Raw genomic sequence first — 15,090 nt, 5'->3', positions numbered from 1 at the left:
CAATGATTTATCCCAAAACCGAGCGAATGAATGATTGATAAATTAGTTAATAATCCGTAAATTTGCAAGAATAATTACGCACTATTAAGGCAGTAATATCCCTATTTATAACCGTAATTAACTAGAATATAACATACTATAACGAGTTAAAATTTCAGAAATACTATGAGCAAGAAAGTTGTAATCGTTTCAGCAATACGCACACCTATAGGTAGTTTTATGGGTTCATTATCTTCTTTAACAGCAGTACAATTAGGTAGTGCCGCTATAAAAGGTGCATTAGACAACATCAATCTAGATCCTTCTCTTGTAGAAGAGGTGTATATGGGGAACGTTGTTCAAGCTGGTGTAGGACAAGCTCCTGCTAGGCAAGCTGCTCTTGGTGCTGGTATCTCAAATAAAGTGCCATGTACTACTGTAAATAAGGTTTGTGCTTCAGGAATGAAAGCAGTTATGAATGCAGCTCAAGCAATTGCTTTGGGTGATGCTTCAGTAGTTGTTGCTGGTGGTATGGAAAGTATGAGTAACATTCCTCATTACGTACATATGCGTAACGGAGTCAAGTTTGGTCCTGCAACGCTAATAGACGGTATGCAAAAAGACGGTCTAGTTGATGCTTATGATCAAAACGCAATGGGTGTTTGTGCAGATATGTGCGCAAGCGAACACAACTTTAGCCGTGAAGATCAAGATGCATTTGCAGTACAATCTTACAACAGATCTGCAAAAGCATGGAGTGAAGGAAAATTTAAAGATGAAGTTGTTCCTGTAGCAGTACCACAACGCCGTGGTGACGCTCTTATAGTTGATGAAGATGAAGAATTCAAAAATGTAAAAATGGAAAAAATTCCTGCTTTACGTGCTGCATTTACTAAAGAAGGAACTGTAACTGCTGCAAATGCATCTACCATTAATGATGGTGCTGGTGCGATGATATTAATGAGTGAAGAAAAAGCTAAGGAATTAAACTTAACACCTCTTGCATATATTAAAGGATATGCAGATGCTGCTCATGAACCAGAATGGTTTACTACTGCTCCTTCCCTAGCATTGCCAAAGGCATTAGCGAAAGCTGGAGTATCACAAGACGATGTAGATTTCTTTGAATTTAACGAAGCTTTTGCTGTAGTAGGTTTAGCAAATATGAAAATTTTAGGATTAAACGACGCTAACGTAAATGTAAATGGTGGTGCTGTATCATTAGGTCATCCACTAGGTTGTAGCGGAGTTAGAATACTTATTACATTAGTAAATGTAATGAAACAAAATAAAGGTAAACTAGGAGCCGCAGCTATTTGCAATGGTGGTGGTGGTGCTTCTGCAATGGTTTTAGAATTAGCTTAATAAAAAGACCAAGACCACACTCCTATAATGAAATACGCAATTTGTAACCTTAGTATTGTCCCTTTGAGGGCTGAAGCTGCTGATAGTAGCGAAATGGTTACACAGGTACTTTACGGTGAAAGTTTTAAAGTATTAGAAGAACGTAAAAAATGGAGTCGTATTCGTTTAGATTATGATAAGTATGAAGGTTGGATTGACAATAAACAATTTGTTTTTTTAACCGAAGAAATTCATACCGAATTAAAAAATCAACAACCTATTTTAACAGAGGATCTTGTTGATATGATTCAAACTGAAGAAAACCAAATGCTATCCGTAATTATGGGAAGTACTTTAAATGGTCTATCCTTTTTGAGTCATAAATTTGAAGGCCGAAATTTTCAAAACGTATACCCTAAGGAGCGTTTTATTGAAACTGCTTTACTGTATTTAAATTCTCCTTATTTATGGGGAGGAAAAACTCCTTTCGGAATTGATTGCAGTGGCTTTACTCAAATGGTCTATAAATTAAATGGACACAAGCTATTACGAGATGCTAGCCAGCAAGCAACCCAAGGTGAAGCTTTAAGTTTCATTGAAGAAAGTGAACCTGGAGATTTAGCCTTTTTTGATAATGCAGATGGGGCTATTGTACACGTAGGTATTATAATGGAAGATCACTATATAATACACGCACACGGAAAAGTGCGTATAGATCGATTAGACCACACAGGTATATTTAACTACGAAAAGAATACACACACTCATAAGCTTAGAGTAATAAAGCGAATTGTTTAATTACTTATTTATATAAAATAAAAAAATCCCGAACTTTCGTTCGGGATTTTTTTTGTGTAATTTAATAATGCTATTATTACATAGCTCCCCATTCCTTCAACGATTTCTTGTTTAATGCTACATAATCCATATTTCCAGCAGTTTGTGCTTGCTCCATAGATTTTTTTGCAGCTTTAATAGCTCCTTTAGTATCTCCCGCTTTAGCGTAGATTAAAGATTGTTGTCTCTTATACCAGTAAGCACCATCATTCATTGAAACAGCTTGATCAATCCACGTTTTCGCTTTATTGATATCTTTTCCATTTTCTAAGTAATATACTGCAGCTGAGTAATAGTCATTAGCAGCAGGACCATTCATAACAGATTCGATACTTTTAGAAACCATCTTGTCTGTCATTGTAGTAAACGGTACTGAAACATATGTCTTATCCCACATCAATCCTAAATTTGCACCATCAGTTTTTACATCATCAAGTGAAATTGTGAAAGTTTCAACAGACATAGGCATTGCAGAAGTTTTCGCTGTTACCGAAGCAACTACTTTACTATCATCCCATTTTTCTGGAGTTCCCCAGTTATTTGTATCATTATAAAAATATACTTCCCAGTTTACAGCACCAGGCTTAGTAAATACGGCATATTCTCCAGCTTTAACTTCTTTTCCCCCTATCATAACGTCATCTCCAAAAGTGACCATAGTGTTTTTGTTTGCTCCAGTTCTCCACATTTTGTCATAAGGAACTAAATCTCCAAAAATTGTTCTACCTTTCATAGAAGGTCTAGAGTACTCAATAGTTACATCTGTCAATCCTACTTTTTGATCCATCTTTTGTGTTGGACTTGGTGCAGGTGTTTGAATTTGAGCCATAGCGCTAAAAGACAAACAAACAACAGCTAAATAAAAAAATACATTTTTCATAATTATAAATTTGTTTAAATTTTTTAAGTGTTGCGAATTTAGCGAAGTGACTTTTAGATAAGAGTTAACAAAAACTTAAAAAATAGAATCATTACTTAATACTCAATTATCTATTCTACTGTCATATTTTATCCTGATTAAAAAAAATAAAAAAAGTTTATTGAAATATGAATATAGAACGTTACTAACACCGCAAATATAATTATACTAACCATGGCTAACACATTTCAAAAACACTCTTAAAAACGTTAACATACTGTTTTGTTGTAATATATGTTAATATTTTGTTTAAGGGAATTATTAAAATGTAAAACATAATTATCTTAGTCGAAAATTTGTGCTATGAAAACTTACTTAAAAAATATTACAGGGAAAATGAGATCTAGATTTAAGAAAAAAATGTCTAAAACAGATTATTATAGATTACTCACAATGAATAACAAAGTGTTGTCACGCCGTTAATCTATACTATCAAAATAACTAATGAAAATATACACTAAACGTTCACTTCAAAAGCTACCCATATCAAAGGAAGTTGCTTGGGAATTTCTTTCTAACCCAAAAAATTTAAAAACAATAACTCCTGACTATATGGGTTTTAATATACTTTCTGGAGCTGATAGACCCATGTACTCCGGTCAAATTATTCAATATATTGTGACTCCTGTCTTAGGAATAAAAACCAAATGGGTTACAGAAATTACACACGTTGTTAATAATAGTTATTTTGTTGACGAGCAACGCTTTGGACCTTATTCTTTATGGCATCATAAGCATTTTATTAAAGAAATTCCAGGTGGTGTAGAAATGGAAGATGTTATTGATTATAAAGTACCAATGGGTATTTTAGGACAATTAGTGCATCCTATAATTGTAAAACCAAAATTAGATGAAATATTCAATTATAGAAGAGAAAAGTTAATTGAGCTTTTCGGAATCTACCCTGAGTAATTCTCACTTCAAAAAATATTTATGAAAAACATATTACTTATAGGAGGTTCCTACGGAATAGGAAATGAAATAGCACTTAAAATTTCAGAAGAAAATAACGTTATTATCGCTTCAAGAACTAATAAAAATGTCCCTGAGAATGTTAAACACATTGAATTTGATGTTTCTACTGATGCTATTTCTACTTTAGAATTACCAAACGAAATTCACGGTTTAGTATATTGTCCAGGAAGTATTAATCTGAAACCGTTTAAACGAATTTCACCAGAAGCTTTTCAACAAGATTTAGACATTAATTTTATTGGATTAGTAAAAGTTGTACAAGGTATTTTACCAAAACTTGTCGCTTCTAAAAATTCAAGTTTAGTGTTTTTTAGCACCGTAGCTGTAGGTTTAGGTATGCCATTTCACACAAGTGTAGCTGCATCAAAAGGAGCAATTGAAGGCTTTGCTAAAGCTTTAGCGGCCGAGTATGCTCCTACTATGAGAGTGAACGTAATAGCTCCTTCCCTAACTGATACTCCCCTTGCAGGCAGACTGCTTTCTACTGATGAGAAAAAAGAAAAGATGGGCGAACGTCATCCTTTAAAAAGAATAGGAACAGCAAAGGATATTTCAAATATAGCCGCATTTTTGCTTAGCGAAGATAGTTCTTGGATGTCTGGCCAAGTAGTTGGTGTTGACGGAGGAATGTCTACTTTAAAAACAGATTGATTTGGCTGAAAAATTAAATATATTTTGGTTCCGAAGGGACTTACGACTTGAAGATAATGTTGGGTTTCATAAAGCATTAAATGGGAAATATCCCGTAATGCCTATCTTTATTTTTGATTCTGAAATTTTAAATGAATTACCCAAAGATGATGCGCGTGTTACGTTTATACACGAAACCTTACAAGAAATGCGCAATAAACTTCAAGAACGCGGTAGTAGTTTAGCTATTTACCACGGTAAGCCAATTGATGTTTATAAAAATATAGTAACAGATTATAATATTCAAAATGTAATTACCAATCGTGATTACGAAGTATATGCTCAAGAAAGAGACAAGGAAATTAAGAAATTTTTATCTACGCAAAAGCAAGACAGTGACTCTAATGACAGTTCTGAAATAGGATTCTATGACTACAAAGATCAAGTAATATTTGAAAAAGATGATGTAGTTAAAGCAGATGGTGATCCTTATGTAGTTTACACGCCATTTAAAAATAAATGGAAAGATACTTTTGAACCTAAAACAGATTTAAAAAATTATCCTTGTGAAAAACACTTTGATAATTTATACGCACATAGTAGGCTTCCAAATATGAGTCTATCTGACATAGGTTTCGAAAAATCTAAAATTGATGTACCTTCATACAAAGTGACTCCTTCATTAATAAATAATTATGAAGACACAAGAAATTTCCCTGCTATTGATGGAACTTCACATTTAGGCCCACATTTACGTTTTGGAACTGTAAGTGTTAGAAAGATGATGGAAAAAGCTATTGCTGAGAAGAATGAAGTTTTCTGGAGTGAGTTGATATGGCGTGAGTTTTTTACTCAAATAATTTGGCACTTCCCAAAAACACAACACGATGCTTTTAGAAGTAAATACGATCGAATTAAATGGCGTAATAACGAAGATGAATTTGAAAAATGGAAAACCGGAACTACAGGTTATGCATTAGTTGATGCAGGAATGCGACAATTGAACAAAACTGGATATATGCATAATCGTGTACGTATGTTAGTTGCTAGTTTTTTATGTAAACACTTATTAATTGATTGGCGATGGGGAGAGGCATATTTTGCTGAAAAACTATTGGATTATGAGCAAGCGAGTAATGTAGGTAATTGGCAGTGGGCAGCTGGAAGTGGTGTTGATGCAGCTCCTTATTTCAGAATTTTCAACCCAATTACTCAAGTTGATAAATTTGATAAAGACAAAAAATACATTAAAAATTGGATTCCAGAATTCGGAACGGACACATATCCCGAAATGATGGTTGACCATAAAGAAGCAAGAGAGCGTTGCTTAAAAGTTTATAAAGAGGCTGTTTCTTAAATTGCTTCTTTTTTTTTGACAAATTAGTTAATTAACAAGTCATTAATATTTCCGTAGAGATTAATAGTATTAATTTTGCAAGCCCTAAACAATTTTACTACTCTTGCACAGTTATTAAAATGCACTATTACATAAATCAAATGAAAACACGTTTCCTACTAATCGGCTTATTATTTGCCGCCACCATCTCACTTAAAGCACAAGATTCTCAAGATATTGATGACTCTTCAATTAAAGGTCAATTTGTTGAAGTTATTGACAAGTCTAATAATTACCAAGAATTTAAGGTAATTAAGAAAACCCAACTTGCCACTTTAAGAAAAAATATTCTTGATTCGATTTCTAATTTAGAAAAAGAGATCGTTGCTAAAGACGAAACTATCGCTTCTCAATCTGGTAAAATTAGTAATCTAGAGAACAAACTCGCTAGTACTCAGGAAAGTTTGACAATTTCAATGGGTAAAGAGGATGGTATTTCACTTTTTGGTATTCCAATGCAAAAAACAGCTTACAACACATTGTTGTTTTCTATTATTGGGTTCTTGTTACTAGCCCTGCTTTTATTCATATATAAGTACAATAGTAGTAATAGCATTACTAAAGAAGCTAATGCCAAATTTGATGAAACTGAAGCTGCTTTTGAAGCATACCGCCAGAAAAAGTTAGAAGATGAACAAGTATTACGACGTAAATTACAAGATGAAATAAATAAGAATCGTTAATAACGGTTATTCAAAATAAAAAAATCCCAATTTCAAATTTTTGAAATTGGGATTTTTTTATGCCTTATATAATTTAAGAATCGAGCCTTGTAATCTTAGCCCCTATCGCTCTTAAACGTTCGTCGATATTTTCATATCCACGATCAATTTGTTCTATATTATGTATAGTACTAGTTCCTTTTGCTGATAACGCTGCTATAAGTAATGAAATCCCGGCTCTAATATCTGGAGAAACCATTGTAGTAGCTTTTAACTCAGATGTAAAGTCGTGACCCATTACGGTTGCTCTGTGCGGATCACATAATATAATCCTTGCACCCATATCAATTAACTTATCTACAAAAAACAATCTACTTTCAAACATTTTTTGATGTATAAGTACACTTCCTTTAGCTTGTGTACAAACTACTAAAACAATACTCAATAAATCTGGTGTAAATCCAGGCCAAGGTGCATCCGCTACTGTTAATGTTGAACCATCAATATATCCTTGAATTTCATAATGCTCTTGAGAAGGGATAAAAATATCATCACCTCGCTTTTCTAATGTGATTCCTAATTTTCTAAATGTGTTAGGGATTAAACCTAAGTTTTCCCAACTTACATTTTTAATAGTAATTTCACTACGAGTCATCGCTGCTAAACCTATCCAACTCCCTATTTCAATCATATCTGGAAGTACCCGATGTGTACAACCGCCTAATTTTTTAACACCGTCAATGATTAACATATTAGAACCAACACCTTTAATATCAGCTCCCATAGAGTTCAACATCTTACAAAGTTGCTGCAAATATGGCTCACAAGCTGCGTTATAGATAGTTGTTGTTCCTTTTGCTAAAACAGCTGCCATTACAATATTAGCTGTTCCTGTTACAGATGCTTGATCAAGTAACATATATGCTCCTGTGAGTCCTTTGGGTGCTTCAACACCATAAAAACGTTCCTCTTTATTATATCTAAATTTAGCTCCAAGATTGATGAAACCTTCAAAGTGTGTATCTAATCTACGGCGTCCTATTTTATCTCCTCCAGGACGTGGAATATATCCTTTCCCAAAACGAGCAAGCAACGGTCCAACAATCATTATAGATCCTCGAAGCGAACTTCCTTCTTTTTTAAAAAGTTCAGACTCTAAATATTCTAGGTTGATATCATCAGACTTAAAGGCAAATTTACCTTTACCTAATTTTTGAATTTTTACACCCAAGTTTCCTAAAATACCAATAAGCTTATTGACATCTACAATGTCTGGAATATTTTCAATTATTACTTCTTCAGGAGTAAGTAATACAGCACACAATATTTGTAATGCTTCGTTTTTAGCTCCTTGTGGATGGATGTCTCCTTTTAATCTATGACCTCCCTCAATTTGAAACGTTCCCATAAAATAGTGTGAAAAATTTAGTAGCGCTTACGGCCTCTGTTATTATTATTTTTATGACTGTGGTTAGATTTTTTCTGACCACCATTACTCGTACTTGGACTATTGTAACGTTTTTTATTCTTCAATAAGGCAGCAGCGTTACTCAAACTATCTTTACTTTCTCTTAAATCTAATTTACCTTCAGAAAGTTCAAAAAGATGCTTAAAAATTACATCATCTTCAACAGTATCTTTATTCCAATTTAAAAAACACTTTTTCATGTGGTTCGCAATTGTAAGGACAAGACCGTCTTTCATATCACCATCTTCCCAACTAATAGCAACATCAATCATTTGCTTTATATTATTTCCGTAGAAACGATATTTAGGAAAGTTTTGTGGGTATTCTAAAGGTTCTGGTCTTTCAGCTAATTGCTCTCTAGATGGCTTACCGTATGGTGATTCAACATCAAGTTTAAAATCTGAAATTATAAACAATTGATCCCACAGCTTATGTTGAAAATCTGCCACATCACGAAGATGCGGGTTCATGTTTCCCATTACTGCAATAATGCTCTTTGCTTGTTTATTTCTTTTTTCTGGATCTTCCTCAGCTATTGCTTGGTCGACCATTTTTTGAATATGACGCCCATATTCGGGGATAATAAGATGCGGACGCTCTGTATTATATTCTATATCTGTAATCAAAATTGTATGTTTAAAGTGGGAAAAATTCTCCTGAAGTATTATAATTATGCAAAATACAAATATTATAGTGAAATTACTCCCTCAATACTTGAAACTTGCTTGTATTTCTCTACCACTTTCTCAGGCGTATCCATTGTTACTTTTATAGATACACTTGTAAAAGTACCTTTTGAAGAGTCTCTAGTTGTAATTGCTGCACCTGTTTCATCAAATATAGCTTCAATATCAGCTATTTTTTGATTATCGGCTGGTACAATAAATTTGTATAAATACGGTGCAGGCCAAGTGGTGTCACCTCTTAATTGCTCTAATAATCTAACGTAAAATTCGTCTGTTTTTTTATCTAAAGACATAGTGTAATGTAATATAAAATGAGTCTTTTATTACTTCGGAAATGTTACAAAATTTCAACTTTTACTAATAATATAAAAATCATTAATATTTCCGAAGGTATGTCAACAAAGATACACTTTCAAGAGCAAAATAAATTCACGTACTTTGTAGAAATTATTGATAGATTAACTATCCTAATATATGGCAGAAACAACAAAGCGAATTGTAATTACAGGCGGACCTAGTTCTGGCAAAACATCTCTCATAAATCATCTTGACTCACAGGGCTTTATATGTATGGAAGAAGTTTCTAGGCAAGTAATACTTGAGGCTAGAAAAGATGGCATTGAACAGCTTTTTTTAACTGACCCAATGCTCTTTAGCACAAAATTATTAAACTATAGACATCAGCAATTTTTAGATGCCTTAGAAAGTGATCAATCACAGCTTTTTTATGATCGTGGAATGCCCGATGTAATTGCATATATGGACTTTTTTAATTCAGATTATCCTGAACAATTTGAAAAACCATGCTTTGACCATAGATATGATTATGTATTTCTACTTCCACCTTGGAAAGCTATATATACACAAGATAACGAGCGTTATGAAACATTTGAGCAAGCTGTAATTATACATGATGCTCTCCTTAATGCTTATAAAAAATACGGTTATGATGTTATATTAGTACCGGAAGGAAGCATCGAAGATCGAACTGCTTTTATATTGAACACTTTACCCTCTTTTGTTTGATTCCTGCAAGAGACATTTTAAAAAAATATTGGGGCTTTGATAGGTTCCGTCCTCTTCAGGAGGATATCATCAATAATGTGGTTGCAGGACTCGATACTGTTGCCTTATTACCTACTGGTGGTGGTAAATCGATTTGTTTTCAAGTACCAGCTTTAATGCAAGAGGGTGTTTGTATTGTAGTATCGCCATTAGTAGCGTTAATGACAGACCAAGTTCAAACACTTCAAGAAAAAGGAATAAAAGCAATTGCGCTAACTGGAGGTAAAAAATTTCACGAGGTGAATACACTCTTAGATAACATTCGCTACGGAAATTATAAATTTTTATATATTTCACCAGAACGCTTACAACAAGATATTGTACAAAATACGCTACGAGAACTCCATGTAAATTGTATTGCTATTGACGAAGCACATTGTATTTCGCAATGGGGAAATGATTTTAGACCTGCGTATAAACAAATTACATTATTGCGAGAGCTACAACCCCTCGCTCCTATTATAGCACTTACTGCCACAGCTACTCCCGAAGTTTTAGTTGATACAATTAAAGAACTAAAACTAGAAGAGCCTACTGTTTTTAAATCATCATTTGTTAGAGAAAATCTTGCGTATAATGTGCTAAAAGAAGATGATAAATTATACCGTATTGAACAACTTCTAAAACATAATACTAAAAATGCAATTGTATATGTTAGGAGTAGAAAAAATGCAATCGATACAAGTACCGTGTTAAATAGCCTTGGCATAATTGCAGATTATTATCACGGAGGTATTTCTCCAGAAGAGAAAACTAAAAAATTACAAGATTGGAAATCTGGTATTAAACCTACTATGGTTGCAACTAACGCATTTGGAATGGGTATTGATCTTGCAACAGTTGCACACGTAATTCATATCCAATTACCCGAAAGTTTAGAAAGTTACTTTCAAGAAGCAGGCCGTGCTGGTAGAGATGGTTTACAAGCAAGTGCTACTATTATATATAATGACTACGATAAAGAACAAGTTTATCGTCAATTTGTGAGCTCACTCCCAGATAGCGCTTATCTAAAGTTTATCTATAAAAAACTAAATAACTATTTACAAATTCCCTACGGAGAAGGTGAATTTACAGAGCATTCATTCAACTTTTCACATTTCTGTAAAACATACGACTTAAAAAGTATTGTTACCTATAATAGCTTAAACACTTTAGATAGAATGGGAATTGTACAACTTTCAAAGGAGTTTGGGCGTAGCTCAAAGCTTAAGTTTGTTGTAAGTACTCAAACACTTTTAGATTATTTTCATCACAATATAAAAGCATCAATAATTGGTAAATCGATTTTACGTATATATGGAGGCATATTTGAAACTATGACTCAAATCAACTTAGATTTGATCAAGAAAAAAACAAATCAAAGTATTACAACTATTGTCGATGTATTAAAAAAACTAGAAGAATTAAAGTTTGTAGAACTTCAACTACACACTACCGATGCCTCAATAGTACTACTAAAACCTCGTGAAGACGATAAAACGATAAATGTTATTTCTAGAGAAGTCGCAAAACATAATGATAAAAAGAAAAAACAAGTATCACAAGTATTGCGCTATTTAGAAAACGAAACAACTTGTAGAAGCATTCAACTAGTATCATATTTTGGTGAAGAAGTATCAACACCTTGTGGTATATGTACTGTATGCACAAGAAACAGTGGTATAATAACAAAAAAAGAACGAAAACTAATAGAAAATCAACTGTTAGCAATATTAGAACTTGAACCAAAAACATCTCGCGAACTTTGCGAAACACTTACCTTTACAGAACGTAAAATTATCTATGTATTAGCATTTTTAATTGAAAATGGAAAACTATTAATGGACCATAGAAATAGATTTACAACTTGACAAAATTATAAATACACCATCATTATATTATGACAACTGAAAAATTAAGAATTGTATTTATGGGGACTCCAGAATTTGCCGTTGGTATTCTGGATGCGCTTATCGCTGACAACCAAAACATCGTAGGAGTTATTACCGCACCAGATAGACCATCTGGTAGAGGTAGGAAACTTACACCATCAGCAGTGAAGAAAGTTGCCATAGAAAAAAACATTCCTGTATTACAGCCTACAAACCTCAAAAACAAAGTATTTCTTACTGAATTAAAAGAGTTAAATGCTGACTTACAAATTGTAGTTGCTTTTAGAATGTTACCTAAAGTTGTATGGTCAATGCCTAAAAAAGGAACCTTTAATCTTCATGCATCACTCCTACCGCAATATAGAGGAGCAGCACCTATTAATTGGGCGATAATAAATCAAGAAAAGAAAACAGGTGTTACTACGTTTTTTATAGATGAAAAAATTGATACCGGTGAAATAATTGACGCTAAAGAAGTTAAAATAAAACCCAATGAAACAATAGGCAGTCTGCACGATACACTTAAAGATCTTGGAAGCATTCTTGTAGTGGAAACGGTACATAAAATTAGTAGTGGCCCTATTATCACAAAACCACAACCTAAAGGAGACAACTTCAAAAAACTAAAATTGAATGAAGCACCTAAATTAACTCCAGAGAACACCTATATAGATTGGACTAAAAGTGGTGAAGAAATTAATGCTTTTGTTAGAGGTCTAAATCCTTACCCAGGAGCCTGGAGCTTTATGAAAGAAGATACAGACGAAGATTCTAAAAATCTAAAAGTAAAATTATTTGAAGTAAATAAACTTCCAATTGCTATTTCAGAAATAGAAATAGAACAATTAAACGCCATCCTAGAATTAGGTAAAGACAAAGTAACTGGTGAATTGTTTGTCATAGGTAAAAAACTGTATATAAAAAGTTCTTCTGAAACATTAGAAATTTTAGAAATTCAGCTACCAGGAAAAAGAAGAATGAAAACAAAAGATTTATTAAATGGTTATTCATTTAAGCCAAAAGCAAAAATGATTGTAAAGCCCCATTCCCACTGATATTCCAAATTTTGCCTTAAAAATGATGAGGATTATTAACAATCATCCTTAGTTATTAACAATATCAGGCTTTTCGCTCGGGAAACCTTGCCAGTGTTGAATATCCGATTAAATTTGTAATTGAAATAATAGAAAGTTTAACCAATTTATTTAATTTAACAAACACTATGAACAAATCAGATTTAATTGACGCAATGGCAGAAGATGCTGGAGTAACAAAAGCAGCAGCTAAAAAAGCATTAGAGTCTTTCCTAGGAAATGTACAAGGATCACTTAAAAAAGGAAACAGAGTTTCTTTAGTAGGTTTTGGATCTTGGTCAGTATCTAAAAGAGCTGCTAGAGAAGGAAGAAACCCTCAAACTGGTAAAACTATCAAAATCGCTGCTAAAAACGTAGTGAAGTTTAAAGCAGGTTCTGATTTACAGAGCAGCGTAAACTAATTAAGGTTCACCTTATACACCCTCTAAGACAGCGTTTTAGAGGGTTTTTTTATGTTTAATCGATAAATAAGTATACAAAAGTAGTTCTCAATTAGAAATTTTTAGTAGCTTTAAATAACCAAACCATCTAAATGACAACGCTTAAACCTAACAAAGGGCATCTTCTAGTAGCAGAGCCATCCATAATTGGCGATGTATCATTCAATAGATCTGTAGTACTATTAGCAGAATATAATGATACAAATGGATCTGTGGGCTTTATACTTAATAAGCCATTGGAATTTAAGTTGAAAGATTTTATTCCTGAAGTAAACAGCAATCTTACGGTTTATAATGGAGGTCCTGTAGAACAAGATAATCTTTACTTTATTCACTCTATTCCCGAAATTATTCCTGGTAGTGTAGAAATATCTAACGGTATCTATTGGGGAGGAGATTTTAAAGCAATAACGCAACTATTAATAAATGATGAACTAGACGAAACTCAAATAAGGTTTTTTCTAGGATATTCTGGATGGGCAATTGACCAATTAAATCAAGAACTTCAAGTAAACAGTTGGAAAGTAGTACCTAATGTTTACAAACAAAATATTATAGGTAAGCTTAACTCTGATTTTTGGAAAGAGAAAATGTTAGAATTTGGTGGCGATTATATGCTATGGTCTAACGCACCAGAAGACCCAAGCTACAATTAAATAAGACTATCCCTTACTTCATTTAAATACAATTAACTTCTAATTTTAAGTAGGAGTAATTTCGTGCGCAACTATATCAATCTAACTTTTCTACATATAACAAGTATATCGGTTTAAAAAAATCAATGTCTGAATTAGTATCTCTAATTTAGCTGAAATATTAATTAACAAAAATAAATACCAATGAACATTGAAAACTGGACTGAAAAAGGAATTGATTTTATTGTAGAATATGGACCAAAAATTATAGGTGCTATTCTAATTTGGATAATCGGTTCTTGGATTATCAAAAAAATAAAAAGTGGTGTAGATCACACTATGGCTAAAAAAAATTATGATCCTAGTTTACAAAAATTTATAGGTAATTTAATTGGTTGGGGGTTACGTATTCTTTTAATACTTGCTATTTTAGCAAAATTAGGAGTTGAGACAACTTCATTTGCCGCAATAATTGCTGCTGCAGGTCTTGCTGTAGGTTTAGCTTTACAAGGCTCACTTGCTAATTTTGCAGGTGGAATCTTAATAATGATTTTTAAGCCATTTAAAATTGGTGATTTAATTGAAGGGCAAGGAGAACTTGGAAGCGTAGTTGATATCGATTTATTTACAACAAAAATAAACACACCACAAAACAAATTAGTTATTATTCCTAACGGAGCTTTATCTAACGGAAACATCACAAATTATTCTGAAAATGGAGTGCTTAAAGTTTTTCATACAATAGGTGTGAGTTACGATGCAGATATTAAAAAAACGAAAGAGGTTTTAATGAATGTTCTAACTTCTCAAGCTAAAGTATTAAAAGACCCTGCCCCTATGGTTGAAGTAAGTGAACTTGGCGATAGCTCAGTAAATTTTGCTGTTAGACCAGCTTGTAAAACGGAAGATTATTGGGATGTATATTTCGCAACATTAGAAAATGCTAAAAATGCGCTTGATGCTGCTGGAATTGAAATTCCTTACCCACACAGCGTTGAGATTCAAAAACAAGTTTAGATAAGCTTTAATCTAAAACATAAAAAAAGGCTACTGTTTTCAGTAGCCTCTTTTTTATTATTATGTTAT

At 32.9% G+C, this 15,090-nt stretch carries 16 protein-coding genes; 12 read left to right on the top strand and 4 right to left on the bottom strand.

Annotation, left to right across the window (positions count from 1 at the left end):
* The first annotated feature begins 165 nt into the window (after positions 1-165).
* Positions 166-1,344, top strand: a complete 1,179-nt coding sequence (locus GBH57_RS07290; protein WP_151673595.1) for an acetyl-CoA C-acyltransferase — start codon at positions 166-168, stop codon at positions 1,342-1,344.
* Positions 1,345-1,371: 27 nt separating this feature from the next.
* The gene (locus GBH57_RS07285) at positions 1,372-2,121 is read left to right on the top strand and encodes a C40 family peptidase (RefSeq protein ID WP_151673594.1); all 750 of its coding nucleotides are present in this window, start codon (positions 1,372-1,374) and stop codon (positions 2,119-2,121) included.
* A 76-nt stretch (positions 2,122-2,197) separates the two neighbouring features.
* On the opposite strand, the gene GBH57_RS07280 is transcribed toward GBH57_RS07285, so the two are convergent.
* Positions 2,198-3,040: a DUF2911 domain-containing protein gene (locus GBH57_RS07280; RefSeq protein WP_151673592.1), complete on the bottom strand. Its 843-nt coding sequence runs from the start codon at positions 3,038-3,040 to the stop codon at positions 2,198-2,200.
* A gap of 483 nt (positions 3,041-3,523) precedes the next feature.
* Here GBH57_RS07280 and GBH57_RS07275 point away from each other — a divergent pair, with 483 nt between their 5' ends.
* The 4 genes from GBH57_RS07275 to GBH57_RS07260 all read left to right on the top strand — a co-directional run bounded on the left by GBH57_RS07275 (position 3,524) and on the right by GBH57_RS07260 (position 6,763).
* The gene (locus tag GBH57_RS07275) at positions 3,524-3,991 is read left to right on the top strand and encodes an SRPBCC family protein (protein WP_151673590.1); all 468 of its coding nucleotides are present in this window, start codon (positions 3,524-3,526) and stop codon (positions 3,989-3,991) included.
* A gap of 21 nt (positions 3,992-4,012) precedes the next feature.
* Complete coding sequence (locus tag GBH57_RS07270; protein ID WP_151673588.1) at positions 4,013-4,705, top strand: SDR family NAD(P)-dependent oxidoreductase; 693 nt, start codon at positions 4,013-4,015, stop codon at positions 4,703-4,705.
* A 1-nt stretch (position 4,706) separates the two neighbouring features.
* Positions 4,707-6,041 carry a cryptochrome/photolyase family protein gene (locus GBH57_RS07265; protein WP_151673586.1) on the top strand — a complete coding sequence of 445 codons (1,335 nt, stop codon included), beginning with the start codon at positions 4,707-4,709 and terminating at the stop codon, positions 6,039-6,041.
* Between the two features lie 140 nt (positions 6,042-6,181).
* On the top strand, positions 6,182-6,763 hold the full coding sequence (locus GBH57_RS07260; RefSeq protein WP_151673584.1) for a tRNA (guanine-N1)-methyltransferase: 582 nt from the start codon (positions 6,182-6,184) through the stop codon (positions 6,761-6,763).
* 73 nt (positions 6,764-6,836) lie between these two features.
* Here GBH57_RS07260 and murA read toward each other — a convergent pair whose 3' ends face one another.
* The 3 genes from murA to GBH57_RS07245 form a co-directional block, all read right to left on the bottom strand.
* Positions 6,837-8,150, bottom strand: a complete 1,314-nt coding sequence (gene murA, locus GBH57_RS07255; protein WP_151673582.1) for a UDP-N-acetylglucosamine 1-carboxyvinyltransferase — start codon at positions 8,148-8,150, stop codon at positions 6,837-6,839.
* Positions 8,151-8,167: 17 nt separating this feature from the next.
* Entirely contained in the window at positions 8,168-8,836 is a 669-nt protein-coding gene (locus GBH57_RS07250) for a DUF4290 domain-containing protein (protein WP_151673580.1), read from the bottom strand.
* 62 nt (positions 8,837-8,898) lie between these two features.
* Positions 8,899-9,189 (bottom strand): DUF493 family protein, encoded by a 291-nt coding sequence (locus GBH57_RS07245; RefSeq protein WP_151673578.1) that lies wholly within the window; start codon positions 9,187-9,189, stop codon positions 8,899-8,901.
* Between the two features lie 181 nt (positions 9,190-9,370).
* Here GBH57_RS07245 and GBH57_RS07240 point away from each other — a divergent pair, with 181 nt between their 5' ends.
* From GBH57_RS07240 to GBH57_RS07215, 6 genes are all read left to right on the top strand, one after another.
* Complete coding sequence (locus GBH57_RS07240) at positions 9,371-9,922, top strand: AAA family ATPase (RefSeq protein WP_151673576.1); 552 nt, start codon at positions 9,371-9,373, stop codon at positions 9,920-9,922.
* Complete coding sequence (locus tag GBH57_RS07235; RefSeq protein ID WP_151673574.1) at positions 9,919-11,814, top strand: RecQ family ATP-dependent DNA helicase; 1,896 nt, start codon at positions 9,919-9,921, stop codon at positions 11,812-11,814. The genes GBH57_RS07240 and GBH57_RS07235 overlap by 4 nt, the downstream gene beginning before the upstream one ends.
* 29 nt (positions 11,815-11,843) lie before the next feature.
* On the top strand, positions 11,844-12,890 hold the full coding sequence (gene fmt / locus GBH57_RS07230; protein WP_151673572.1) for a methionyl-tRNA formyltransferase: 1,047 nt from the start codon (positions 11,844-11,846) through the stop codon (positions 12,888-12,890).
* 167 nt (positions 12,891-13,057) lie between these two features.
* Complete coding sequence (locus GBH57_RS07225; protein WP_151673570.1) at positions 13,058-13,330, top strand: HU family DNA-binding protein; 273 nt, start codon at positions 13,058-13,060, stop codon at positions 13,328-13,330.
* Between the two features lie 131 nt (positions 13,331-13,461).
* Entirely contained in the window at positions 13,462-14,025 is a 564-nt protein-coding gene (locus GBH57_RS07220; RefSeq protein ID WP_151673567.1) for a YqgE/AlgH family protein, read from the top strand.
* 183 nt (positions 14,026-14,208) lie between these two features.
* Positions 14,209-15,021: a mechanosensitive ion channel family protein gene (locus GBH57_RS07215; RefSeq protein ID WP_151673565.1), complete on the top strand. Its 813-nt coding sequence runs from the start codon at positions 14,209-14,211 to the stop codon at positions 15,019-15,021.
* Positions 15,022-15,090 lie beyond the last annotated feature (69 nt).

The organism is Patiriisocius marinus (assembly GCF_008974325.1).
In the GTDB taxonomy this organism is placed as follows: Bacteria; Bacteroidota; Bacteroidia; order Flavobacteriales; family Flavobacteriaceae; genus Patiriisocius; species Patiriisocius marinus.
This window is presented reverse-complemented; position numbering and strand designations above follow the sequence as displayed.